At 63.7% G+C, this 24,435-nt stretch carries 25 protein-coding genes; 9 read left to right on the top strand and 16 right to left on the bottom strand.

What is annotated here, in order from left to right; all coding sequences use genetic code 11:
- Positions 1 to 25: 25 nt before the first annotated feature.
- Complete coding sequence (locus JGU72_RS12730; RefSeq protein ID WP_199684252.1) at positions 26 to 1,747, bottom strand: sensor histidine kinase; 1,722 nt, start codon at positions 1,745 to 1,747, stop codon at positions 26 to 28.
- A gap of 46 nt (positions 1,748 to 1,793) precedes the next feature.
- Positions 1,794 to 2,432 carry a hypoxia response regulator transcription factor DosR/DevR gene (dosR, locus tag JGU72_RS12725; RefSeq protein WP_199684608.1) on the bottom strand — a complete coding sequence of 213 codons (639 nt, stop codon included), beginning with the start codon at positions 2,430 to 2,432 and terminating at the stop codon, positions 1,794 to 1,796.
- A 151-nt stretch (positions 2,433 to 2,583) separates the two neighbouring features.
- Here dosR and JGU72_RS12720 point away from each other — a divergent pair, with 151 nt between their 5' ends.
- The 3 genes from JGU72_RS12720 (at position 2,584) to JGU72_RS12710 (ending at position 4,416) form a co-directional block, all read left to right on the top strand.
- Complete coding sequence (locus tag JGU72_RS12720; RefSeq protein WP_199684251.1) at positions 2,584 to 3,111, top strand: M15 family metallopeptidase; 528 nt, start codon at positions 2,584 to 2,586, stop codon at positions 3,109 to 3,111.
- Positions 3,112 to 3,214: 103 nt separating this feature from the next.
- On the top strand, positions 3,215 to 3,682 hold the full coding sequence (locus tag JGU72_RS12715; protein WP_199684250.1) for a TetR/AcrR family transcriptional regulator: 468 nt from the start codon (positions 3,215 to 3,217) through the stop codon (positions 3,680 to 3,682).
- Positions 3,683 to 3,870: 188 nt separating this feature from the next.
- Positions 3,871 to 4,416 carry a Dps family protein gene (locus tag JGU72_RS12710; protein ID WP_199684249.1) on the top strand — a complete coding sequence of 182 codons (546 nt, stop codon included), beginning with the start codon at positions 3,871 to 3,873 and terminating at the stop codon, positions 4,414 to 4,416.
- Positions 4,417 to 4,437: 21 nt separating this feature from the next.
- On the opposite strand, the gene sigK is transcribed toward JGU72_RS12710, so the two are convergent.
- From sigK to JGU72_RS12695, 3 genes are all read right to left on the bottom strand, one after another.
- Entirely contained in the window at positions 4,438 to 5,046 is a 609-nt protein-coding gene (gene sigK, locus JGU72_RS12705) for an ECF RNA polymerase sigma factor SigK (protein ID WP_307828415.1), read from the bottom strand.
- A 249-nt stretch (positions 5,047 to 5,295) separates the two neighbouring features.
- Positions 5,296 to 5,718: an STAS domain-containing protein gene (locus tag JGU72_RS12700; protein ID WP_199684247.1), complete on the bottom strand. Its 423-nt coding sequence runs from the start codon at positions 5,716 to 5,718 to the stop codon at positions 5,296 to 5,298.
- Between the two features lie 134 nt (positions 5,719 to 5,852).
- The gene (locus JGU72_RS12695) at positions 5,853 to 6,581 is read right to left on the bottom strand and encodes a GAF and ANTAR domain-containing protein (RefSeq protein ID WP_199684246.1); all 729 of its coding nucleotides are present in this window, start codon (positions 6,579 to 6,581) and stop codon (positions 5,853 to 5,855) included.
- A gap of 68 nt (positions 6,582 to 6,649) precedes the next feature.
- Between JGU72_RS12695 and JGU72_RS12690 the strand changes: the two genes are divergently transcribed.
- A complete protein-coding gene (locus tag JGU72_RS12690; RefSeq protein WP_199684245.1) occupies positions 6,650 to 7,822 on the top strand; it encodes a winged helix DNA-binding domain-containing protein in 1,173 nt (390 codons plus the stop codon).
- Here JGU72_RS12690 and JGU72_RS12685 read toward each other — a convergent pair.
- The gene (locus tag JGU72_RS12685) at positions 7,819 to 9,600 is read right to left on the bottom strand and encodes a glycosyltransferase family protein (protein ID WP_199684244.1); all 1,782 of its coding nucleotides are present in this window, start codon (positions 9,598 to 9,600) and stop codon (positions 7,819 to 7,821) included. The genes JGU72_RS12690 and JGU72_RS12685 overlap by 4 nt on opposite strands.
- Before the next feature lie 257 nt (positions 9,601 to 9,857).
- On the opposite strand from JGU72_RS12685, the gene JGU72_RS12680 reads away from it, so the two are divergent.
- The gene (locus tag JGU72_RS12680) at positions 9,858 to 10,334 is read left to right on the top strand and encodes a GtrA domain-containing protein (protein WP_199684243.1); all 477 of its coding nucleotides are present in this window, start codon (positions 9,858 to 9,860) and stop codon (positions 10,332 to 10,334) included.
- 1 nt (position 10,335) lies between these two features.
- Here JGU72_RS12680 and JGU72_RS12675 read toward each other — a convergent pair whose 3' ends face one another.
- Positions 10,336 to 11,031: a nitroreductase family protein gene (locus tag JGU72_RS12675; protein ID WP_199684242.1), complete on the bottom strand. Its 696-nt coding sequence runs from the start codon at positions 11,029 to 11,031 to the stop codon at positions 10,336 to 10,338.
- Positions 11,032 to 11,116: 85 nt separating this feature from the next.
- On the opposite strand from JGU72_RS12675, the gene JGU72_RS12670 reads away from it, so the two are divergent.
- Positions 11,117 to 11,578, top strand: a complete 462-nt coding sequence (locus tag JGU72_RS12670; protein WP_199684241.1) for a winged helix-turn-helix transcriptional regulator — start codon at positions 11,117 to 11,119, stop codon at positions 11,576 to 11,578.
- A 120-nt stretch (positions 11,579 to 11,698) separates the two neighbouring features.
- Positions 11,699 to 13,486 (top strand): putative bifunctional diguanylate cyclase/phosphodiesterase, encoded by a 1,788-nt coding sequence (locus tag JGU72_RS12665; RefSeq protein ID WP_199684240.1) that lies wholly within the window; start codon positions 11,699 to 11,701, stop codon positions 13,484 to 13,486.
- A 17-nt stretch (positions 13,487 to 13,503) separates the two neighbouring features.
- On the opposite strand, the gene JGU72_RS12660 is transcribed toward JGU72_RS12665, so the two are convergent.
- The 6 genes from JGU72_RS12660 to JGU72_RS12635 are packed head-to-tail and all read right to left on the bottom strand — an operon-like array spanning position 13,504 to position 19,255.
- Positions 13,504 to 14,613: a winged helix DNA-binding domain-containing protein gene (locus tag JGU72_RS12660; protein WP_199684239.1), complete on the bottom strand. Its 1,110-nt coding sequence runs from the start codon at positions 14,611 to 14,613 to the stop codon at positions 13,504 to 13,506.
- Between the two features lie 33 nt (positions 14,614 to 14,646).
- Positions 14,647 to 15,069, bottom strand: a complete 423-nt coding sequence (locus JGU72_RS12655; protein WP_199684238.1) for a nuclear transport factor 2 family protein — start codon at positions 15,067 to 15,069, stop codon at positions 14,647 to 14,649.
- A gap of 15 nt (positions 15,070 to 15,084) precedes the next feature.
- Complete coding sequence (locus JGU72_RS12650) at positions 15,085 to 15,660, bottom strand: FKBP-type peptidyl-prolyl cis-trans isomerase (protein ID WP_199684237.1); 576 nt, start codon at positions 15,658 to 15,660, stop codon at positions 15,085 to 15,087.
- A 36-nt stretch (positions 15,661 to 15,696) separates the two neighbouring features.
- Positions 15,697 to 17,328, bottom strand: a complete 1,632-nt coding sequence (locus tag JGU72_RS12645) for a UbiD family decarboxylase (protein WP_199684236.1) — start codon at positions 17,326 to 17,328, stop codon at positions 15,697 to 15,699.
- Positions 17,329 to 17,339: 11 nt separating this feature from the next.
- The gene (locus JGU72_RS12640; RefSeq protein ID WP_199684235.1) at positions 17,340 to 17,759 is read right to left on the bottom strand and encodes an SRPBCC family protein; all 420 of its coding nucleotides are present in this window, start codon (positions 17,757 to 17,759) and stop codon (positions 17,340 to 17,342) included.
- Between the two features lie 44 nt (positions 17,760 to 17,803).
- Positions 17,804 to 19,255 carry a UbiD family decarboxylase gene (locus tag JGU72_RS12635; RefSeq protein WP_199684234.1) on the bottom strand — a complete coding sequence of 484 codons (1,452 nt, stop codon included), beginning with the start codon at positions 19,253 to 19,255 and terminating at the stop codon, positions 17,804 to 17,806.
- 133 nt (positions 19,256 to 19,388) lie between these two features.
- Between JGU72_RS12635 and JGU72_RS12630 the strand changes: the two genes are divergently transcribed.
- Both JGU72_RS12630 and JGU72_RS12625 read left to right on the top strand, forming a co-directional pair.
- A complete protein-coding gene (locus JGU72_RS12630) occupies positions 19,389 to 19,949 on the top strand; it encodes a TIGR02444 family protein (protein WP_199684233.1) in 561 nt (186 codons plus the stop codon).
- On the top strand, positions 19,946 to 20,584 hold the full coding sequence (locus JGU72_RS12625; protein ID WP_199684232.1) for a UbiX family flavin prenyltransferase: 639 nt from the start codon (positions 19,946 to 19,948) through the stop codon (positions 20,582 to 20,584). The genes JGU72_RS12630 and JGU72_RS12625 overlap by 4 nt, the downstream gene beginning before the upstream one ends.
- Here JGU72_RS12625 and JGU72_RS12620 read toward each other — a convergent pair.
- From JGU72_RS12620 to JGU72_RS12610, 3 genes are all read right to left on the bottom strand, one after another.
- Complete coding sequence (locus JGU72_RS12620) at positions 20,570 to 21,538, bottom strand: antibiotic biosynthesis monooxygenase (protein ID WP_199684231.1); 969 nt, start codon at positions 21,536 to 21,538, stop codon at positions 20,570 to 20,572. The genes JGU72_RS12625 and JGU72_RS12620 overlap by 15 nt on opposite strands.
- 676 nt (positions 21,539 to 22,214) lie before the next feature.
- A complete protein-coding gene (locus JGU72_RS12615) occupies positions 22,215 to 22,760 on the bottom strand; it encodes a hypothetical protein (RefSeq protein ID WP_199684230.1) in 546 nt (181 codons plus the stop codon).
- 562 nt (positions 22,761 to 23,322) lie between these two features.
- On the bottom strand, positions 23,323 to 24,129 hold the full coding sequence (locus tag JGU72_RS12610) for an alpha/beta fold hydrolase (RefSeq protein ID WP_233532316.1): 807 nt from the start codon (positions 24,127 to 24,129) through the stop codon (positions 23,323 to 23,325).
- Positions 24,130 to 24,435 lie beyond the last annotated feature (306 nt).

Raw genomic sequence — 24,435 nt, 5'->3', positions numbered from 1 at the left:
TTTAGTCGGACTCCGCCCAACCCGATCAACGCACCGGTGCACTCCAGGTCAGCCTGGTGCCGCCACGTGGGCGCCGCTCGACCGACAAGGTGCCGCCTGCCTGAGCGGCTCGGCGCTTCAGATTTGCGAGTCCGCGGCTCGACGACACGTCGGGTATGCCCGTTCCGTCGTCGGACACTTCGATCGTGAGGTTGTCGTCGACGCGCACGTCGACCGTCAGCGCGCGCGGGGAGGCATGGCGGACCGCATTGCTGACCGCTTCGCGCACAACCGCTTCGGCGTGGTCGGCGAGTTGGCCCGTGATCCGGAACAACGGACCCGACATGTGGACGTCGGTACTGATGTCCGGAGCCGAGAACTGGGCGATCGCTTCGTCGAGCCGTTGCCACAGGCCGACCGCGCCGGCGCCGTGCAGGTCGAAGATCGTGGTCCTGATTTCGCGTACGACCTTGTGGAGGTTGTCGACGCTGTCGGACAACCGGCGCTGCACATCGTTCGACGAAGACGCCAGGGGAATGGCGCTCTGCAACGCCAGGCCGACACCGAACAAGCGCTGGATCACGTGATCGTGCATGTCACGCGCAATCCGATCACGGTCCGTCATCACGCTGAGTGCGCGCATTCGGCGTTGTGCGGTCGCGAGCTGCAGCGCAACGGCGGCGTGTTCTGCGAACGACGCCATCGTGTCGAATTCTGCGTCTGTGAAGCGTGGTGCGCCGGCGGGTCGAGTCGCGACGAGCACACCGCCGACCGCGTCGCTGGTGCGCAGCGGCAGTACCAGCGCCGGACCGTCGCCCTGCAGATCGACACCGGCCTCGCGATCGCCGATCGTGTCGAAACGCAATGCCTGGCGTTGCGCATACGCCACGCCGATCGCGGAATCCGTGATCGGGATTGTCCGACCGATCGCTCCTGGCCGGCACGGACCGCTGCCTTCGGCCACGACGAGTTCACCGATATCGGTGTGCGCGGCCTCGGCATCCGTAGGCACGGCAAGCAACACGCACTCTGCGCCGGCAAGCGCCATCGCTTTCGCTGCGATGAGCCGGAACACCGGCGCCGGTTCCGATCCGGCGAGCAATTCGGTCGCAATGTCTCGGGTGGCCTCGATCCACGATTGCCGCGCCCGAGCGGTTTCGTAGAGGCGCGCGTTGTCGATAGCTATCCCCGCGGCCGCGGCGAGAGCTTGGACGAGGAGTTCGTCGTCGTCGGTGAAGGCCACGCCGCCGGCCTTGTCGGTGAGGTACAGGTTGCCGAAGACATCGTCCCGAATCCGCACAGGCACGCCCAGGAAGGTCCGCATCGGCGGGTGATTGGCCGGGAAGCCAACGGAGGCTGCGTGTTTCGTGATGTCGTCGAGCCGGATCGGCACCGGTTCGTCGATGAGGATGCCGAGTACGCCCCGACCGGCAGGTAGCGGTCCGATTCGCCGGCGATCGTCCTCGCCGATGCCCTCGTAGATGAACTGTGTGAGGTCGTGGCCTTCGCCCCGGACCCCGAGCGCTCCGTATTTCGCGTCGACCAATTCGATGGCGGTGTGCACGATGGTGCGCAATGTGACATCCAGATCCAGCCCCGACGTCACGAGCAGCATCGCATCGACGAGGCCGTCGAGCCGATCGCGGCCTTCCACGATCTGCTCCACGCGGTCGTGGACTTCGTCGATGAGTTCGCGCAGCCGCAATTGCGACAGGGTGTCGCTACGCGGACTCGCCGGCAACTGTCGGCCGACGCCCTCATCACTCACAGATCCATCCTCGTCCCGAGCTACCCGGTGGATGGTGAGCTTAGGCCTACGGCGCGGATTGGCCGAGCTTCGAGACGTAAACGGCGGCCTGTGTCCGCCGCTCCATCCCGAGCTTCGCGAGCAAGCGGGAGACGTAGTTCTTCACGGTCTTCTCCGCGAGGAACATGCGGCCCGCGATCTGCCGGTTGGTGAGTCCCTCGCCGAGCAGCGACAAGAGCATTCGCTCCTGCTCGGTGAGCGTCGACAACGGGTCGGACACCTCGGTGCGAGTCCGCAGTTTGGACATCAAAGCAGCGGCGGCACGATTGTCGAGCAGGGACTTTCCCGCTCCGACATCCTTGATCGCCGTGGCAAGTTCCATCCCTTTGATGTCTTTGACGACGTATCCGCTCGCACCTGCGAGGATCGCGTCCAGCATCGCTTCTTCATCTGTGAACGACGTCAGCATGAGGCACCGCAATTCGGGCAGATGTGTCAGCAATTCACGGCACAGTTCGATGCCGTTTCCGTCCGGGAGTCGCACGTCGAGGACCGCGACATCCGGTCGCAGCGCGGGAATGCGCGCGAGTGCTTGCGCGGCATTCGCTGCCTCGCCGATAACTTCGAGTTCCGGGTCGCTACTCAGGAGATCGACTAGTCCCCGACGGACCACCTCGTGATCGTCCACGAGAAAGACCTTGACCATGACGCACGCTCCGAGCCTGCTGCTGGACATTTGACTTGCTCAGAGTACGGCAGGGCGCAAGCCCGGAAACCGCTCGAATACTGGACAACCGCTCGCGGACCAGTACCGTGCTTGGCAACGCTTCAGCGATTGGCACGTGAGAGGGTGAGGTATGACCGCCTCGAAGACAGCCGGGCTGCCCGGGGGAATCCGCGTACGACGCGTCTTGGCGTCGGTGCCGCTGCTGGTCGGAGCATTCCTCCTGCACGGGCTGGCCGGTGCACCACAGGCAGCAGCGCTGCCGCCGACGCAATCGGCCGCAGGCACCGAGGGACTGGATCCCCTCCTCGCCGTGGCCTATTCGATGGCCGAGGAGGAAGCGCACAGCGTGGGCGTACCGCTGTCGATCACTTCCGGCTACCGCACGTGGGACGAGCAGCTGTGGCTCTGGAACGACGGCATCGCCACATACGGCAGCCCCGACGCCGCCCGCAGGTGGGTGTTGCCGCCGGAAGAATCCACACACGTATCCGGGCACGCGGTCGACGTCGGACCGGCTGCGGGTGCTGCGTGGCTCGAGGCGAACGGCAACCGCTGGGGCCTGTGCCGGATGTTCGTCAACGAGTGGTGGCATTTCGAACTGGCTACTGTGCCGGGCGGTCAGTGCCCGCCGATGCGCCCGGACGCCGCGACGCGCTGAGGTCTGCAACCTCGACCGACTAGGACGAAATCCCCGCGCGCAGTACGACGAGCCTGCACAATTCGTGGATCAGGTAGTACGGCTGCGAAAGGGGCGACGGCCGATGGCCAAGCGCGACGACGACGGTGCCGATTCCGGCGGCCCGCTAGATCTCCTGGCCGGCTTCCGGCTCCCGTTCAGCACACCGAAATTCATCGACAAGATCGTCGCTGGAACGGCGAACGAGGTCGGCAGGCGCACGCTGTATGTCCTGATCACGACCTGGGATGCAGCGGGCGGCGGACCCTTCGCCGCGGGAACGCTCGGAAGTGTCGGGATCAACAAGGCTGTCGACACGCTGATGGACATTTTCCTGGGTGACGTTTTCGAGCGCCTGCTACGCGCGCTGGGCGCCGACGATATCCGGATGCGGGCAACCCTGTGCGCCTCGCAACTCGTCGGTTTCGGATTGATGCGATACGTCGCAAAGACCGAACCCCTCGCGTCGGCGGACGTAGACACGCTGGTGGACGCCATGGCCCCGACCCTGCAGCGGTACCTCACCGGCGACATCACATCTGGCAAGGGTTGAGTAGCAGCCGCCGATCGTGGACCGCATTCGAGGCGCTACAACGAAAGCGCCGATCCCGCTGCGGTGAAGTGACGTTCGCCATCTGACTGCTGTGGTTACGCCCCAGTGTCTGTGGGTAATCCGTATGGGGACGCTGAGGTGCGCCGCATCGTCGGTGCCCCGATCACAGCACAGAAGGAGCGATCTGCATGACAACAGAGTTCACCATTCCAGGGCTGACCAACGAGCAGGGCAGCGAAGTGGCCGGCTTGCTGCAACAGCGGCTGAGCGCCTACAACGACCTGCACCTGACGCTGAAGCACGTGCACTGGAACGTAGTCGGACCGAATTTCATCGGTGTGCACGAAATGATCGATCCCCAGGTCGACCTCGTCCGCGGCTACGCAGACGAAGTGGCGGAACGCATTGCCGCACTGGGGCAGTCGCCGAAGGGCACGCCTGGGGCAATCATCGATGATCGGTCGTGGGACGACTACTCGGTCGGCCGCGACAACGCGATCTCGCATCTGGCCGCCCTCGACCTGGTGTACACGGGCGTGATCGAGACCGGCCGAAAGATCATGGACCGGATCGGCGAAATCGACCGTGTCAGTGAGGATATCGTCATCGGGCACAACGCGGAACTGGAGAAGTTCCAGTGGTTCGTCCGAGCTCATCTGGAGAACGCCGGTGGGAGCCTTGCCAATTCCGGTGCCGACAGTGAATCCGAGGCCGCCGATCAGGCCCGTCCCTGATCGGTTTTACTCCGCGCCCGTCTACTCCGCGCCCACGCACGCACGCAAGCGCGCGAGGCCGTCCCGAATTCGGGACTTGACGGTGGGCAGTGGAACCGAAAGGTATTCGGACACTTCCCGATAGGTGCAGCCCTTGTAGTACGCGAGAGCTAGCGATTCACGTTGGGGTGCCGAGAGTCCGGCGAGACATTCGCTGACTGCTCGGTGCTCCCAACGGATTTCGACTTCCTCGGCCACTTCGTCGAAGACGCCCGAGCTGTTCTTCGCCTGATAGTTCAACTCCCGGTTGGTATTCGACGATTCAGACCGGACGCGGTCCACAGCACGACGTTGGGCAAGTGTGACGAGCCAGGTAACAGGACTGCCTTTCGCGGCGTCGTAATGATCGGCGTCTCGCCACGCCTGCAGAAAGACCTCCTGCGTGACCTCTTCTGCAAAGCCGCGATCGCGCAGAATCCGGAAAGCGACCCCGAATACGCGCGCGGACGTCTGGTCGTACAACTGCGCAAAAGCGGCAGGGTCCCGACGCGCGATTTTCACGAACAACTCTGCCTGAGCGGCATTCTCGGCATCTCGCGCCGAGCGTAGCCGCCCGACATCAGGGGGGCACTCCTGTGGATATCCCGTCACGCCATACCCGTCTACTCGTCCATCATCACCGGGGACGAACTGCCATGGTCTGGGGCAGCCCAGTAACGCTGCAGTAAGGAAGCAGGCGCTGCGAATGGATGAATGATCATCCGCCCGACAGCGCCACAATCCCCTCCTGTATGTCATTGTTACAGGAAGTCATACGTCCAGAACGAGCATTTGACGCACAAAGTTCGCGCATTTATCCCCGGCGCGACGCGCGGGCCGGCAGAAGCGCGAATTGCGCCGTCATGGGCACACAGACGGGTCTTCCAGCGACGCTTCGGCGAAGTCTTTCAACGCGTCGGCGAGCGTCGGGTACACGCGTACGGCGGCATCCACGCCCATGAGGCGTAGGGGCCTGCTCGTACCCGGCCCATCGGCGACGACCGCAAATCGCATGCCGGGACCGAGCTTCGAGTTCGTGGACAGCAGTACCGTCATTCCGGCGGATGCCAGAAACTCGACACCGGCGAGATCCACGATCAGTCCGGCGGGCGCTTGCGCGAGCGCGTTTCCGATCGCATCGGTGAGGTGGGTTGCGGACTGCATATCGATGTCGCCTGTGACAGACACGATTGCGGTCGTGTCGCACCAGCGGGTTTCCGTACCGATCGTCGTGCCGCGAAGGTCCACGGCGTCTCGATGATCCTCGTACGAATTTCGACCCATAGTCAGCGTTCCTCGAATCTGCGGAGCCGACCGCACAGCCCCTCGCAAGCATGGGGGTACGCGACCGAAGCGGTTTGCCGAGGACTAGGGCAAATGTGTCAGGTCCAGGATACCTGGACCGCTATGCGGACTGCCTACCTGCCGAAGAAAGTTGCGGTGTCGATCGTCCCAGCGACGATCTTGCGCGCGACTTCGACGAGCCGTTGATTTGTGTTGCGTGAATGTGCGCGCAACTTGGTGAAGGCGTCGTCCACCCCGACACCACCGCGCTCCGCGATGATGCCCTTCGCCTGCTCGATGATCACCCGGCTGTTCAAGGCCGACTGCAACTGCACGTTCACAGTTTCGGTGCGTTGGTGCAGGATGCCCAGGGTCGCGACGTCCGCGAGCCCCTGACCGATCGCCAGATCGGTCTCCGAGATGGTTCCGGCGTTGGTGCGGAACAGATTCAACGCGCCGACGCGCTCTTTCCGCAGCCGCAGCGGGAGCGCGAAGACGGAATGGAAGCCTTCCCCGACAGCCTTCTCGGCGAACGCCGGCCATTCGTCGTCGTGCACCCTGAGGTCCGCGACGTGTACCTGTTCGCCCGTTCGGTACGCCTCGAGACAGGGTCCTTCGTTGCAGTGCACCTGGAACAGTTCGACCAACCTGATCTCCTCGCTCGACGCCGCGAGTACCTGCAGGTGGCCGCGCTGGTCGCCGAGCAGCAAACCGACAGCGGCCGCGTCGAGCAGCCGAACACTGGTTTCCACAAGGTGCTGGCCCAGTTCTACGACGTCGTAGTCGTTCACCAGCATCTGTGCCAGTTCGATGAACGCGGCTGACACCCGGGCGTCAGGGCGGGTCCCGTCAGGTACTTCCATAGTTCCTCCAGGAGCGGTCAGCAGCCACGGCGAAAGTCGTGTCGGTGTTCCACGGTACTAATGAGGTCATGCATTTCACCACGGCCGACCGACGGACCCGGCTGGTCGCCCGCCACCACCTGGCCGGGACGGCGGCAGACCCGGTCCGCGCGACCACCGATCTTGTCGTACTGCACGCGACCGATCCCGCGACGGTATACCTGTCCGTGCTGGCGCGCTGTCCGTCGGCTTCCATCGCGGATATCGCGCGGGCGATGTACGACGATCGTGCCCTCGTCCGAATGCTCGCCATGCGGCGCACCCTGTTCGTCGTGCCGGCGCCGCTCGTACCCGTCGTGCACTGGGCGGCGTCGGTCGATATCGCCGCCCAGCAGCGCAAAAGGCTTGTCCAGCAACTGAGTACGCTCCCGACCGAGCCGCCCGTGCCGGCTGATATCGAGGGTTGGTTGCGGTCGGTCGAGACGGCTGTGGAGTTGGCGCTCGCCAGGCGCGGTACTGCCACCGCCGCGCAATTGTCCACGGACGAACCGAGATTGCGGACGGCCTTCCTCCCGACTACCGACAAGAAATGGGATATCAAGCGCAACATCACATCTCAGGTGCTGACCCACATGGCGGCCGAGGGCCGGATGGTGCGGTGCGAGCCGCGGGGCGCGTGGACATCGCGTGCGCACACCTGGAAGCCGGGCGCGCACTGGTGGCCTGCCGGGATCGCAGCCGAACCCGACGCGCGAGCACGGTTGGTCGAGCAATACCTTCGTCGATTCGGTCCGGCAACGGTCGTCGATGTTCAGTGGTGGACCGGTTGGACGCTCGGTGCTACGCGGAAGGCGCTCGCAGCGTTGGACACGGTGGACGTAGGCTGCGGCCTGGTTCTGGCGGACGACGTCGAGCACGAAACGGCGCTTGCGCCGACCGCCGCGCTTCTGCCCGCCTTGGACCCGACTCCGATGGGGTGGAAGGAGCGGGCGTGGTATCTGCCTGACGAGTGGGAACCGCTCTACGACCGCAACGGCAATGTCGGCCCGACGATCTGGTGGGGTGGAGAGGTTATCGGTGCGTGGGCGGTCCGTCCCGACGCCACGATCGCGACACGGATCATCGTGGATCGCGGCAAAGCCGCGGTACGGGCCGTCGACAAGGCGGTCGCGTCCCTGCAGCCTCGACTCGAAGGCGCAACGGTGGTTCCGTCCTTCCCGACTCCGATCGAGAAGGAGTTGCGGACAGCCTCGATCGGCTAGTGACCGCAATCGGCAACGTCCCACACCCACGCATCGTCGACTTGACGACCTGGGAAGCCGATCAAGCGATCGACTGTGGTCTTGAGGACGTCACGCTTGTTGGTCTGCGGCAGGACGACGACATCTGCCTGCCAGAAGCGCAGATCGTCGAAAACCGCTGCGCGCGTGGCGGCATCGAGTTGCGGTACTTGACCGGACGATTGCGCCTTGGCGAGAACGAGCGCGGTGCTGCGGTCCTCGGGGCCGTACTTTCCTTCGCGCTCACTACCCACGGGACCGACGAAGTAGCCACCTGCGATCGGGAACTGAAAATCGGCCGCTTGCTGCCAGCGCAGCGCTCTGGCATCGACCGGGCCGGGCAGCGGCACAACGACTACCGAACCACCGCAGGTGAATTCGCGCCATGAACCCGCAGAGAAGAATTCCGGGGTAGGCGATCGATCGATGACAGGCAGAGGCGTCGGCGTCAGCGGTATCAGCGCCAAGGCGAGCCCGGCGAACCATGGAGTGGACACCGTGTTCGAGCGCAGGGCGCGTTCGGTCGCGAGTATCAGCACAATTGCGATCGCGGGAATCGCGGCAATCGCGAATCGTGTCTCGAGCACAGATTCCAGCAAGGGCACTCGCCCGAGCCATTCCCACGGCAGTTCGATTCCCGTCGCATCCTTACCGATCTTCAGTTCTGCGCCGAGCGATACGACGATCATGACCGCTGCGGTAATCGTCGCGGCGCGAGCGATCTTGTTCCGCCACAGCCACACTCCGGCAATCGCGACGACCGCGAGCAGCGGCCAGCCGAAGTAGGCGTTCTGCTCGGTGATGTTGATCGCGACATTCTGCCCGGGTGCGAGGTCGCCGCCGAAGGATTGTGTCGGGAACTGGGTGATGGCCAACAGATCGTTGCCCATCTGGCCGTGGTCGATGTGCCGATAGCTTTGCGGTCCGAAGAACTGCCACCACAGCGCAAACCCGGTGATCGAGAGGGCGATCGCTCCGCCGAGACACAGCGGTCGCCAAACGGCCCGCCACGCATCGAGTCCCGCCTTCGGATCGCGTGCGTAGTAGACGAGTGCGAACAGGCCGAACGCGATCGCGAAGATGAGCAGTGGTTCCTCGCCGAACCCGATCTGCAGGGCAAGAAGCAGTCCGAGTACGACGCCGTCACGGATCCAGCGAGCCGACCGGGTCAGTCGCAGAATCTGTGCCGCGATCAGCGGCAGCAGGAAGAGCACGACGAAATTCGGGTGGCCGTTCGCGTGCGACACCATCGCGGGCGCGAACCCGCAGAACAAGCCGCCGATTGCTGCGGCGAAGCGCGACTCGACCAGTTCGCGGCGGAACAGCCAGTACCAGGCGTATGCCGTGCCGCAAAGCCCCGCCGTGAGTGCGGCAACAAACGTGACGGTTGCGCCGAAAAGCAGCGTGACCGGTGCGAACGGGACACTCACCCCGAACATCGCGGTGTTCGCCATCAAGTTCACACCTAGCGGGTGATTCTGCAGATCAGTGCCGAGCGGGCTCTGAAAAAGCGAAACCGCGTGGGCTGTGAAAGCGAAGAACCACTCCCACATCGTCTGATCCTGGCCACCGTTGACGAGGTATGCCTTGTCGAGGTTTCGCCACTGCGGGCCCATGACGAACGCGGCGAGCGCGATGTATGCGATGGCGACGGTGGCGTCACCCCAGTGGGGAAGCCGCCGTCGGCGAACCGAACTGGGTGCCTCTTGGACGGTCAACTGTGGTGTTGGCTCGACCACCTTGGCCGCCGTGTCGGTCATTCTGTGGAATCCCTTTCGCAAAACAACTGTGCACGCGGTACTGAGTCGACGCGCGCCTGAGGAGAGGGCTACCCAGCACGCGGCGATTTCAACCCGATGCTACGTAGGGCGCTCGTCACATAGCCAACACCCAGCCACGCATTACGAGTCGACGGAGTAGAACCGTAAGAATTCGATAAGCATTCAGAAAGCGGTACGCGCGAACCTTGTCATCGAAGCCGGACGATTCCCGAGCTCACCGACGAGAGGACGTTCCCATGATCGCGCGAAAGCTGTTCGATCTTCGCGGCACCGGAACCTTCGCGCAGCTCGTCCGTTTCGCAATGGTCGGCGGGGTCAGCAACGTCGCCTACTTCGTCCTCTTCGTCACGTTCAGCCACGAAGGCCTCATGACGGCGAACCTCGTCGGTGCCGCCGGCTCGACTGCCCTTGCCAACGAACTGCACCGTCGCGTCACCTTCGGTGCGGGTGGGCGAATCGGCTGGTTGACCGCACAATCGCAGGGCGGGGGATTGGCGTTGGTGGGACTTGCAGTGAGCAGCGCGGCGGTCGCAGGCTTCGGCCACCTGTTCCCCGCAACGACCGCACTCGCGAGCGGCGCGTTCGTCGTGGCCGTCAGCGCCGCGATCGGCGGCGTCCGCTTCCTCGTTCTCCGCGGCTGGTTCGGCGGTGCCCAGCAGGCACAACCCGCCAACGGGTGGGCGGTGCCGAATCTGGCACCGGCGGCCGGCTAGATCACTCGTTGTGCCAGTTCACGACCTGATCGACAGTCGCCCGGCGGGTGCGGAACGAATTGATCGGATGAGCGAGGTCGGCATATCCGAACGAGATCCCGGCGACGACCTGTCGGTTGTCCGGCAGGTCGAAGTAGGTATGCAGAAACTTCGAATGTGACGCCAGCGCAGCCTGCGGGGCAGCCGCGAGGCCGAGGCTCTGCGCTCCGAGTAGGAAGGTGTTGATGTAGAGGCCGCAGTCGACCGCGCCATAGGTGCCGAGATCCGCCTCGGTCGTGATGATCGCGACGTGCGGTGCGTCGAACAGTTCGAAGTTGCGGATCGATTGGCGCATCGTTGCCGCGTGATCGCCCTTCACAATTCCGACGCTGTCGTAGAGCTGGAATCCGCATTCCCGCCGGCGCTGTTGGTAGGCGCCCGTGTACGCGGCTGGAAACGGCAGGTCCGGTGTGAGCGGTGCCGACCGAATGTGATCTAGCAGCTCGCTACGGAAACGATCGGTCGCGGCACCGGCCGTGAGTTCGACCTGCCACGGCTGTGTGTTGCACCAGGACGGCGTCCGCTGAGCGAGGTTGAGCAGGGTCTCGATCGTCTCCTGCGGTACCTGATCGGGCAGGAACTGCCTGCACGTCCACCGTTCGTCGAGTAGGCGTGCGAGCGCGGGGAACTGGTCGGTGCGGTCGGCAGTCTGGGTCATCACAACGCCTCTCTCGAGATGGTCTCGTTTCGAGACCAGACGCTATCACTAGTCTCGTTTTGGAACCAGTCGTAGGATTGTCGGTATGCGCTACGAAGAACTCGCCGATCTCCCGTGTTCGATCACCCGACCGCTCGTGATCTTGGGCGATCGGTGGACGCTGCTGATCCTGAAGTTCTCCTTCTCGGGCATTCGGCGCTTCAACGCGTTCCAAAGTGCGCTCGGGATCTCGCGCAGCCGTCTCCAGGACCGGCTGGACCGCCTGATCGAGCACGGCATCCTCGTGAAGCAGAAGCCCGCCGACGGTGGCTTCGACGAATATCGCCTCACGCCCAAAGGGCACGACATCTATCCGATCCTGATAGCTATCCGCGACTGGGGCGATACGTACATGGCGCCGGACGGTCCGCCGGTTCACTACCGGCACCGCGACTGCGACGGCGAGGCGCATGTGACACTCGAGTGCGATTCTTGCGGGAACGGGCTCACGGCACGCGATGTAGCGCCCGAATTCGGTCCCGGCATGGTCGCCTTCGCCGAGAAGTGACCGCGACTGTCTGTATTGGATGCAGACAGAGGTGATCTGCCTCGATGCTCGCATCGGCCGTTTCGGCACACGCGGTCGACAACGCGTGCATCGAGGCGCCCGACCTCCTAACGTTGCCTTGTGAGTATCGGCCGGAGGAACCTGCCGCCCCTCCAATGGCTGCAATCGCCATCGGCGCTGGCGACCCCCGAGTTGATGGCGCGTGCCACCGGCGGCCTGTACTCGACGGCTGGATTGTTCGGTATCGGGATCACCGCCCTCATGCCGTTCGAGGCGCCGAACATCCCGATTCTGTACGCAATCGCCTCGACCACGGCCTGCATCGGGCTCGTGTTGATGAAGTGGGGTGGCCGGTTCGACTTGGTCCACTTCGAGGTCGCGGCCTTCGTCGGCTCGCTGCTCCTCGGTGGAGCGGTCTACTGGACGCCCAACGACGCCGTCGCACAATCGATGTCGGTGTTCGCGGTCATAATCGCCGTCAACGACGGCTTCTTCTTCGCCTGGCACCGCGTCGCCGTTCAGCTCGTCTTCGTCGCGCTTCTGATCGGCGCGATTCTGGCCGCACGCCCCGATCTGCCGTGGTGGATCTCGTATTCGGTCGCGACGACGACGATCGCGATCGGATTGACGGTCGGCGTCCTCGGTCGGCTCGCGTCGGAGGCGGATATCGATGCGTTGACGGGGTTGGCAAACCGGCGCGGGTTCCACCGCAGCCTGAACCTCGCGATCGGAAACGCGACCCGCGCAGGACTCACGCCCGTCGTCGTCCTTCTGGATCTGGACCGCTTCAAAGCGATCAACGACGAGCACGGCCACCGTGCGGGCGACATCGTGTTGCGTGACGTCGCCAAGTCCTGGCGGGCGCAGTTGCGATCACGCGAAGTCCTGGCCAGATACGGCGGCGACGAGTTCGCGCTGCTGCTGCCCGTCGCGAGCGAGAGTGCCGCTGTGGACGCGACCGAGGCCTTGCGCCGGTCGATCTCGCTGGGTTGCTCGGCAGGAGTCGCGTCCTGGCGTCCTGGCGATACGGCGGCCTCGGTTCTGGCACGCGCGGACGTCGCGCTGTATCGCGCGAAGCATGCCGGCCGGAACCGCACGATCGTCGAGTCCTCGCAGCCGTCCATTCTCGCGGCAGAGCTGTGCGACGCGATCGCCAACAGCGCGATTCAGGTCGTCTACCAGCCGATCGTTCGTCTCAGCGCACCCGTGGCGGTTGTCGGATTCGAAGCATTGGTGCGCTTCACATCAGCCACGCAACCCGATCTGTCGACGCCAGATGTCATCAGGATCGCCGAAGACAACGACGTCATCCAGGAATTGGACCGCTACGTACTGCGGACAGCGTGCACCGAGCTGATCGGATTCGCGGGTGCGGGTATCGCACTGCACGTGAACGTTTCGGGGCTCTCGCTCGGTGCGCGCGACTATCCCGCGACGGTGTCGGAGGCGGTCGAGTCGACCGGATGGCCCGCGAGCCAGCTTGTGCTCGAGATAACCGAGACCGTGCTCGACGCCGAATCGGAATCAGCCATCGACAATCTGTCCAGGCTTCGGCGAGCGGGAATTCGTATCGCGATCGACGACTTCGGCACCGGGTATTCGTCGCTCAGCAGGCTGGCGAAATTGCCGCGCGATCTCGTGAAACTCGACGGCTCGTTCGTTGCACATCTCGGACCCGGAGCGCACTCGGATCCGTTGCTGGCGGGAGTCGCGTCGATGTGCTCGGCGCTGGGATTGCCGATCGTTGCCGAGGGCGTTGAGACCGACCATCAGGCCGAGGTGCTGACCGCTCTGCGGTATCCGTTGGCGCAGGGCTATCTGTTCGGCAGGCCGGCACCGGCCGACGCGCTTCTCCGGCTGATCGAGACCGTCGCCGCCGGGTCGGCAGGCAACACGATCGTGGGCTGACTACAGGTCGCGCTCGTTCAATCGAATGTCAGGTCCGCATTGTCCGCACCGGCCTGATCGGCGATGACGTCGGCATCGGATTGGGCCGCACGTCGTTGGCGGGCCGACATCTTGCCGAACGCCTCGACTCGCAATGTCAGCCGGTCTCGAGTTCGCTTCTGCCGCCATACGCCTGCGATGTCGCCGTCGACGAGAACCACGCCGGGGTTCGCGGCCGCCTGCCACACCTTTCGCCGCTGCGCAGGGTCCGGTACCAGGAGTTTTCGATCTGCGAGTTCGGTGATCGGATCGTAGGGCGGTAGCAGCCGAACGCCGGTCGGTGCGGGTGCGGATTCGACAGTCTCGAGCGTGTCGGCACGAGCCCAGTGCTCTTTGCCGTCGATCTCGACCGGTTGGAGATTCTCGGCAACGAGTTCCCACCAGTGTTTCGCTGCCGAGGGCGTGCGACCGAGCCACGACGCCAAGTCTGCCGGGCGGGCAGGTCCGAAGGTGGTGAGGAAATTGTCGACCAGTTCCGCACGGCTCGCAGTCGGGTCGGCGGGCTCGAACTCTGTTGCCCTGTAACGGAACTGGCTGGGGGAGTGGTTGTCGACGTCTACGACAAGCCCCGCCTGGAGCGTCGCGAGCCGAAACAGCTGATCCTGGACGTGGTCGGCTCCGCAGCCCTCGCACCAGGGCGCGAGGCGGCGGTCGATTTTCGGGCTCACCGCACCGCTGAGTTCACCCTTCGTCGGGAAAGCGAGGTCGCCCATCGCCGATCGCATCGCATCTGCGACCTCGTCGAGCGCAGCTCCGAACGACACGCCCGATGCTTCGAGTTCGCCGCCGAACGGCCCCATCGACTGTTGCGGGATCGCTCCTGCGTCGTCGACCCGCAGCGCGGCAATCAGTCGCGGCAGCTCGGCAGCATCGTGCAGATGCATCGCGGCCCGAACCGAGTGGACGAGCACCGTGGGGGAGCCATCGGTCGAACCCGTTCGAAGTCGCAGAGCGAGCAACGCAGTTCGCCCCGGCGGGTAGTCCTGCAGACCGGTGGCCAGCGTGGTCGACGCGTCGGATTCAGGTGCAGCGAGGCCGTGGACGGCAAAGCGATACGCGAGAACCTGTGCACGTTGGAGGGCGCTCATGACACCAGCGTAGGAGCGCTCGACGGACACCGGTCAGATTGTGGTCGTGGCCTGCTGTGCTGCGTGCGCTGCGGCCATCTCTTCCATCGCCGCGGCGAACTGAACCGCCATCTTCTCGGCGAACGCGTTGACCGCCTTCAGCGGGCGGAGCATGACCGTGAACTCGTCGATCAATCCGTCTTCCCGCACGTGCAGGAAGTCGCAGCCGCTGATGGCCAGATCGCCGACTCTTGCGTTGAACACCAGCGCGTGGTCGCCGGGTCCCTCGTTTCCGATAACGCGCTCGTAAGTCAAGTCTTCGAAGACTTTCGACACGGCCATGAGTATCGCACCCAGAGTTTCGCGACCGTGATACGGCTTGTGCGCGATGGGGCTGCGGAACACCACGTCGTCAGTGAAAAGAGCTGGGAGAGAGGCGAAATCGCCTCTCTCGATTGCTTCGCGGAATGCGCGCATGGTGACTCCCGCTTCCTATCCGGCCGTGCCAGGAGCAACCGACACGGCGTCGATCACAAAGACCAGGGTCTCGTTGGGCTTGATTCCGTTGCCGCCGCGACCGTAGCCGAGTGTCGGCGGCACGATCAGGAGCCTGCGGCCGCCTTCCTTGAGGCCGATCAGGCCCTGGTTCCAGCCATCGATGACCTGTGCCTGACCGACGTTCTCGACGGTGAAGGGTTCGCCCCGGTTCCAGGACGCGTCCTTCTCGACCTTGTCCGACCACGTCACGAGGTCGTACTGCACGGTTGCGTCGTTGCCTGCCGCAACCTCGGTGCCCGTTCCCGGAGTGATGTCCTTGATCAAGAGCTGGGTCGGGGGAGCGCAATCGTCGGGGATCGTGATCTGTGGCCGCGCACCGGCGTCGCCGGTCACAGTCACGGCGTCGACGGAGCATTCAGGCCGCGTATCGACGGTAGGCGCCGCAGCACTGGAACGTGCGGAATTAGTTGTCTTCGCAGTAGACGAATCGTCGTCCGAACTGCAGCCGGCGAGGCTCACACCGGTTACGAGTGCCGTCGCGACGGTCAAGATCTTGATCGAGTTGCGCATGGTTCGCCAGCCTAGCGCGTCAGCGCCGGCCGCCGGCTACTCCCGGTGCCGCGGGTCGAAATTGGATGGCCGGGTCTCCTTCACATCGACCGCGAAGTCGGTGTCGGAGAACGTATACCGATACCACGGCGCGTCGTCGCAGCGGCCGAGTTGGTGGCGCAGGTTGCTGAACGCCCCGTATACGGCGCGGTACGGCTGCCCGTTGAAGTGCTGGAGTATTTCCTTCCAGGTCCGGGGTGCCTCGCGGATGAGTGCGGCCATGTCGGTCGTCAACTCGTCTTCCGTCTTGACGACCACATTCGGTGGTGGATCGCCGAGGACGAACACCGTGCTCCGGTCGAAGTGCGACGGCACGAACTTGGGACTGATCGGGATCGTGCAATCCAGGCCGATCTTCGACGCGGTACCGGGCGCCGCATCTTCGGCGATCATCGGATCGACCGTCATCGTGTTGCCGTTCGGAAGCGTCACCGTGTCCAGGTGCGGCATATACCGATACGCCATGGCGAAGTGCACGGCGTTGTCATCCCAGATGTCGACGTCCTCGTCGAAGACCATCGCGATCTTTGGGAGCCCCTGCTTCGAACAGGTCAACATCACGCCGAGCGCCTGCTTCGAGTCCCCGGCACCACGAGGCTTGATTTTCGCGTACGCGATGTTGGACAGCCCGCCCAGCGGCGCGCGGACCTCCTTGACGTCGATGCCTGCCATCGCAAGTCCGCCGTAGAGGTCGGACTCGATCATCGGCAGCTGAAGCATGTTGTCGGTGTACCAGGGGTGCAGGCCCCCGATTGTGGCGTGCTGGAAGATCGCGCCCTTGCGGAAGGTCATCGCTTTGACGATCGCGCGGAAATTCGCCTTGATGCCACCGCCATACATGCCGGTGAATTCGCCGTACGGGCCCTCGTCATGGGTGAGGCCCTCTGTCGCCATCAGCTCACATTCGAGCACGATCTCAGCGTTTGCCGGCACGAGGAGGTCGATGGTTTCGCATTTCACGAGCTTCGCGGGATGGCCGTAGAAGCTGCCGAGTACCTCGAAATCGTCGGTGCCCGGCGGTACACCCGTCAGCGCGGCAACCTTGTCGACCAACGGTCCGCCGATCACGATAGCGAGCTCGAGATTCTCGCCCTTGGCCTGCGCCGCCTGCGCATTCAACCGGGCACGGTGCGACGTGCAGGTCATGTCGAAGTTCTTCTCGTTCTTCGTCCGGAACATGCTGCGGTAGATGCCCCAGTCGTAGACACCGGTGTTCGGGTCCTTTGTGACGACGAGATTGTCGTTGGTGTACGCGTGGCCGTCGCGGTCGTGGTGCAAGAACAGCGGCAGGCGCGTCAAATCGACGTCGTCACCGGTGAGGATGACTTCCTTACACGGCGCCGTTTCGACAATCTCGGGCTCGACCCTGCCCTTTCCGAGTTCGACCATCCGTCGGCCGGTCTCGCTCTTGTCGCAACCCAGTGCCCAGGCCGTCTGATCTTGGTTCGAGTACGCGTTCGCGAGGAACGAGAATTCGCAGTCCGTCACGTTCTCTACAAGTACCGCTGTCAGCGGATGCTCTTCCATGACAGCGGGCAATTCGTCTACGCGCTTCTCTTCCTTGACGCGGACCAAGAGGCCGGCCGCCTCCATCGCATCGACGAACTCGCTCAAGCTTTGCTGCGGCATCGGCTGGGTCCTCAGTTGAAGGCGGGTGCGGGTTTTCCGGATTGGACTGCCTGTGCGAGGTGGTGCAAGAGCACGCCCCAGATCGTGTTGCATTTGCGGTAGTTGCCGTGTGTCCCCGGCCAACCGCTGTGTGTGAGAACAAGGTGCGTTCGACCGTCGTCGATCGGCGAAATGTCGAAGGTCGCTGTGGTTCCGACCGAGTCACCCGGACCGGCCGTGCAGCGCCACTCGATGCGGTCCGCTTCGGAAGCGACGATCTCCCAGTCGAACTCTGGGCGTCCGCTGAACTTGAATTGCCACTTGCTACCGACTTCGCCCGTGCCGGACGTGTGCGGTGTCTGCCAGGATTTGATGCCGTCGATGGTGGTGAGTGCGGCGTAGACCTGCTCGGGTGGAGCGCCGATCTTGATTTCGTGACTGATGTCGTGCATTCGGATCCTCTCCTCTGCTGACGTGCCCTGGAAGACGGTGGAACTCAGGGTGCGCGGTTGCGCAGCTCCGGGAAGTCGTAGTCACGCCAGCCGGGAACATCGGCGACCATGACGTACTCGTGCCCGTGCTCGGCGACGGACGCTCCGCACGCGTCGTCGGATCCGACTGTCTCTCCCGCGATCCGGACATCTGTGCCGTAGGGGTAGGTCGCGTCGATCCCCAATGCGGAGCCCATTCGCTGATCGAGCGGAATGTCGTCGGAAACGGACGGATCGAGCGGGCCTGCAGGCAGTTGGTCGACGACGATCACGTCGCGGGCCGGCTGCGTGCGGAAGGCCGTCGCCCATTCGACCTGGTCCGAGTCGTTGACGTCGATATCCGGATCGACGATGATCACTGTTTTCGGTCGAAGGTTCGTTCCCATCGCTGCGAGGATCGCCGCGCGCGCTTCGCCCGAATAGCGCGGTCGCATCGCGATGACGATGTAGAAGGAAACGCCGCCGGACGACGGGACCGCGACCTTCTCGATGGTCGGGAACTGGCTGCGCATCATCTGGAAGAACGACGCTTCGAACGGTAGCTGCTTGAGTGTGTGGTTCTCGGTGGGCGGTACACCGGTGAGCAGCCCCTGGAAGTAAGCGTCGTTTCGGTGGGTGATTGCCGTGACTCGCGCGATCGGTTTCATAGAACCGGGCGTGTAGTAACCGGTGTACTCACCGAGCGGACCTTCGAAGACTTCGGTATCGAACTCGACCTCGAACTCGATCACCATTTCGGCCCGCGCGGGTACTGCCAGATCGCTCGTCCGGCATGTGACGAGTTCGACTGCAGCGCCGCGCAATCCGCCCGCTATCTCGAAATCGTTGGTGTCGTCGGGTACCTGGATAGGACACGTGTACGCGATCATCGGGTCGACGCCGATCACCAATGCGGCGCGAAACGTCTTCTGGCCCAGGTTGACTGCCTTGGCGAGGTTCTTGCCGAACCGATGGTTCGGTTGGGCGAGGAACGACATGGTGTTCTTGTCGATGATCTGAAACCGGTAGTGGCCCATGTCCGGAATGCCAGTCTCCGGATCCTGGCTCACCACGATGCCTGCCGTGATGTACGGGCCTCCGTCGTTGGGGCTGTAGGTCGGCACGGGGATCGTCGTCAGGTCGATCGCCTCGCCTTCGAGGATGTTCTCGTGCACCGGCGCGTCCTCGACCATCACCGGCGGAATGCGATTCGACAGTCTCTGCAGTATCTGTTCGAAGACGTCTTCTTCGGTCGCCTGAAATGCGATGAGCGCCTTGGCACGAGAGTTGTACACACCGCCGACGAGCGGGTAGCCGGTGCCGTTGTTCTTGAAGACGAACGCTGGGCCGCCGATCGATGCGCTCTTGCGCAATGCCTTTGCCACTTCGAGGTTCAGCTCGACCGGCCGCTCGACGTCAACCAGCTCGCCTGCTTCGCGCAGTGCGGTGAGAAAATCTCGAAAATCCTGAAATGGCATCGCGCGGCCTTCATTCTCCCTGCGGGACGGCGGTCTGCGAGTATCGTCGCATTCCGCACGAACACTGGTAGCGCAATCAGCAGAGATTTATTCTTCAACGAGCGCGGTAACTGAAATGGCGGTGGTCGCACCTGTGCGTAACGCAACGGAGGCGCGCGTATCCGGCTCCGACCTCGAGCGGTTTGCGCTCGGAGTCTATGGCGCCGAAGGAGTCTCGTCGGCGTGCTTGCTGTTGCAGGAAAGTGTCGGGCTCGACGTGAACCTCCTCTTGTTCGCGGCGCATTTCGGTGCGGAGAAGGGCCGAATCCTGACACCGTCGCACATCGATGTGCTGCGCGGGCGCATCGATCCATGGCACGCCGAAGTAGTGCGCCCATTGCGCGTGGTTCGAAAGCGTTTGAAATCTGGACCCGCGCCGGCGCCGGACGCGCGCACGGCAGAGCTGCGAAGCGCGCTACAGCGGTTGGAAATTCAAGCAGAGTTGATCGAACTGGCCGAACTGAAAGTGGTGGGGGATACGCTCGAGGCTGAGCCTGCTATCGGCACCACTGCTGCCCGCGCCGCGGCCGCAATCGACGTCGTGGTTCGCGCAGAAATCGACCGGGAGCAGGATAGCGACGAGCGTGCGGCAGCGGCGCGAATCGCCACAGCAGCAGCGGCATTTGTCGACAACACGACTCGGGTGAGCACATGAAACGGCTGATCGTCGCGATTACCGGCGCATCCGGAGCCATCTACGGGATTCGTGCGCTGGAGTTACTTCGAGACGTCGCCGACGTCGAAACCCACGCGATCCTCACCGCGTCATGTATGCGGACGATCGTCGAGGAGACGGACTACAAGCCCGACGAAGTGCGTGAGTTGGCCGACCGGGTCTACAGCCCGAAGGACATCGGTGCGGCGGTGTCGTCGGGTTCGTTCATCACCGCGGGGATGTTGGTCGCGCCGTGCTCGATCAAAACCCTGAGCGGTATCGCGAACTGCTACAACGATGAACTTGTCGTGCGCGCTGCCGACGTGTGTCTGAAGGAACGTCGTCGTGTTGTGCTGCTGCTGCGGGAAACGCCGCTGCATGCGGGGCATATCGAATTGATGGCGCAGGCGACGCGAAACGGCGCGATCGTGATGCCGCCGGTCCCGGCGTTCTACCACCGACCGGTCACTATCGACGACATCGTGAATCAGACTCTTGCACGGGCCGTGGACCTGCTCGACATTTCGCTCCCGGGCATCAAGCGGTGGGAAGGCACCGGACGTGCGGCGCTGCGGCCGCGTGTGATCGATCGAACCCAGAACGGCACGTCCGTCAAAGATTCAGCGCAGGATTGAGTACGTCGCAGTCGCCGTCATACAGAGCAGGTAGAGGGCGACGACCACCGTTATGCCCAGCCACGTTCGCCGGGCCGACGTAGCGTCGTCGGCCGGATTCAACCACCAGGTGAATCGACGACTGACCAGTGGAACGACAAAGCCCAGGATGGTTACGGTCACCGCGTTGATCCCGAACAGCGCCATCCAGAACGGCACTCCGTGTTTAGCCAGTGGCGGTGCGACGAATGTGTCGAGGATGAAAACGGCTGGGTAGAGGACCAGCAAGACCATCATGGTCATCTTCCAGGGCGCCGGCGGCTCGCCGCCGGGCGGCGTATCGAACCATTGATCGAAGCCGGTGCGCACCGATTGCGCGCTCAAGGTGTCGACGATCGGTGCCACTTCGCGCAGCAGATCCGCACGCTCGGTCGATGACATCCACGCCTGCAGGCTGTCGTCGCTGTCGAACCACAGTACGGCGAGCCACTTGTCCTGCACTCCGGCGATCGGCGGCTCGAAGCGATAGCCCTGAAAACCTGGTGCGGCTGCGCCCGCCGAGGCAATGCGCTGTTCCCACGCTCGATACTCGGTTTCGCAGCCTCGCTTGATCCGCGTAGCGATGACCGCGGTGGCCATGGTTTGGGCGGTCGCGGCGCGGTCTGCGAGGAGACGAGTGTTGGACTGACCCGTCGCAAGTGGGCTCGTTCGGGATGAGAAGCTTCGCCTGATCGGCGATCGCAACCACGCAACTGCATCGTCGTTGCTTGCGAACCATTGCAAGGTCACCCAATCCGACTGGGCAGGCTCGCTCGGCGGAATCACATTCTGTTCGACGAACCCCGGAAAGGTCCGGGCCGCTTCGGCCATCGCAGTCTGGACGCGACCGAACTCGTCAGCCTTGTCCGGGCGCACCCGCGTTTGTGTGACGATCGTGACGCCGGATTCGTCCGACGGCGAAGCACCGGTGCTCATGAGTAGCTGATTGTCCACGAAAATGCTTGGCGCGGGAGCCGATTCGGAACAAACTCCCCCCGCGCCATATCGTCACTGTGACGTTTTAACGAAGTGTGCGGGGGTGAATCCAGGGGGAGGTCTGCATGCTTTCGTGGGTTCGAATATCGCGTCGGCCGGCCCGGGTCTCGGCAGTCCGGCAGGTCTTCGTGGAAAGATCCGTACGGACTGCGCAACCTGTACATACTTTTTCGCGCGAGATACAAGGATTGCTTTCGCAGCTTTCGTCACAGTGACGTATTGATGGTGAGTAAACGGGGCCTGGAGGGCTGGTTTGCGGAGGTTTCAGGATCTCGAAATTCGCAGGCTTGCAGCGACGTTCACGATGGCGCCAGGAAATCGGGAGGCCGAGCCAGTGTGAACACGACCGCGGCGTGACGCACCCATCGTTGCCGTTCAGCCGCGCGGCATCTGTCTTACGTAACCCGTCCGCATAACGGCTGGTCAGAAATTGCCGATAATCGACATTATGTCAACTAGTCGCGACGCTCGATAACGCTCCTCGCTCGCGCTACCCAGGTGGCCTCAACCTGGTGCTCAACGGCCTCGACTCTGCTCACGCTGAGGCACTTATCGAAGGCAAACAGCAAGATGGAGCGGTTGCGCAGCCGGGCAGCGTCACCGAACCCGCTGACGATTAGGCGACCTTAAGGCCCGTGCTTACACCGGCGCTCAGGCCCCGGGCATCGTCGGTGGGGTCGGTCCAGACAAAATCCAGGCTCAAATCGTAGAAGCCGCCGGATTCGAGCGGTCCGATCTCGGTGGAGATTTGCTTGCAGCCGTTTACCGTTTCGGTGGTGGTGTGTTCATCCAGTGTCCCCGCGTTCGGCAGGTCGTCGCGCGCCCATCTGTAGGTTACCGTGCCGGTCAGGGTGGCGTTGGGGTCGTTCGGTTGCAGGACGAGCCGACCATAGACCACTTGATCCGGGGTGAACTCGAAGGCACCAGCATTGGCATTCGGATCGGGAGCGACGATCACCGCCACGGTCACCCCGTTGGTGGTGTACACGCTGACACCCTCGCCGGTGTCGCTCGGTATCGCACAGGGTTGGGTCTGAGTCGATCCGGAGTTGGATGCGCTTGCGGCGGTATCGTCATTGTCCTGAGCGCATGCGGCAACAACGCTGGCAATCAGCACTGGCAGAAAAATCCAGCCGTACCGCCGGCGCAAGTTGGTTGTCAAAGGGTGTCCTTTCGTTGGGCGGCGCCTAACAGAGGTCGAGTCGGCGCAGCTGCTTCCAACACATGATCGCCTTGGCCCGCAGGTCACCACCAGCACCTAGAGGGATGGAGATCACTACCCTGGCCAACTTCACGTCTGCTTATTGGCAGCGCTGTTCGGACGGCGCACCGCAGGTCAGAGCGCTGCGCTGTGTCAGATCAAATGAGGGTCCAGCCACAGTTCAACCATGCAAGGGGCGGAAGGGGCAACAAGAGGGTCGACGTTCAGCGTGGTCGTGACCGTATTGCTTGGTGAATTCGCCGACCAATGCGAGCGCGAGCACCGCCATATCAACCTTGCTGGTATCAGGTGAAGTCACCCCGCCAGCGTATTTCGAGGACGAACCGGACAACGCCCCTAATAGCGAATAGGACGGATCCGAATACGCAGGGTTACCAGTAAACTCCTGCGTACCCCCCCTGTGCTGATGACTCAGGAGTCGCCGCTCACCGACCGATGCTGACGTGGCCGATGGGCCTGCGTTCCGAAGCGACCCACGGTCGCGACCTGATCAGTCGACGGGCTACTGGTTGAAGAATGTCTTCAGTACACGGGCCATGAGTTCGGGGGCGACGACGTGTCCCTGCCCGTCGAGCGTGTGTCGTTCGGTCTGGGGGGTGGCAGCGGCTATCGCTTTCGCGGCGCGGTCGAAGAAGTCGGTCGGGAGGCCCGCCATCTGGGGCTCGGTGATCGGACCCTCGGTGGTCACCAGGACCGACTGAGTGATGCGGGCAAGTCGGTTCGTGGGGATCTTGTAGTCATTGAGGACCACGGCGTCCTTGACGAGCGTGTGGGCGAGCGCGACGGACGAGGCCCAGTACGGGTGTTGTTTGCCAGCTGCAATGTCCGCGTCGGGTCCGCCGGTAAGCCTCACGAACAGTTCCAGGAGCTCCTCGTCCCGGCCGGCTTTGTATGCCTCGTGGGTGTCCGCGAGGTACTGGTTGAACCTCGGCCGCAGGTCGTCCCCGATCGCGTACGGCACATCCCACACCGCGATCTTGTCGATCGTCGAACCTGCCGCTGCTGCCTCCAGCGCGAGGGCGCCGCCAGATGAGGCGCCGTACACGTGAACTGAGCCGCCGGCTGTCGCAATCAGCGCGTCGAGGTCTTCCACCTCCCGCGCCACGGCGTACGGCGGTGTATTGCCGCTGGCGCCCCGGCCGCGTCGTGCGTAGTTGTAGACCGTGAAATGGTTGGCAAGGAGCCGGGCCAGCGGCGCGTTCTCAGCGCCGTCGTCTAGGGTGCCGCCGACGAGGATCACCGCCGGGCCAGCACCTTTCCGGTCGTAGGCGATCCTCGTACCGTCGGCCGACGTCACACGAAGTGTCATCTCGTTCACTGCTTCTCTCCATTTCTCGATGCGTGGTCGTCACCGTCGGAGCATGTCGACCAGGATTGAGTTACGTGGGCTGCCCCCTCCGTCACTCGCACTTCTTTCCTGCCCCCGTTCGGGCCTAGCACGCCGTCCACCCCACCGGCGCTTACGGCCAGGTCCACGCCCGCGACCGCGTGGGTCTTGCCGAAGCTCTCCTTCAACCCTCTCGTCTCGATCGCGAGCCTTCCCATGGGTTCGATTCCTTCTCTCGGTGTTGCGAACGGATTAGCCGTGTGTAGCCGATGACGGTGCCGTCGGCCG

The sequence above is a fragment of the Antrihabitans auranticaus genome (genome assembly GCF_016481275.1).
Taxonomy (GTDB): domain Bacteria; phylum Actinomycetota; class Actinomycetes; order Mycobacteriales; family Mycobacteriaceae; genus Antrihabitans.
This window is presented reverse-complemented; position numbering and strand designations above follow the sequence as displayed.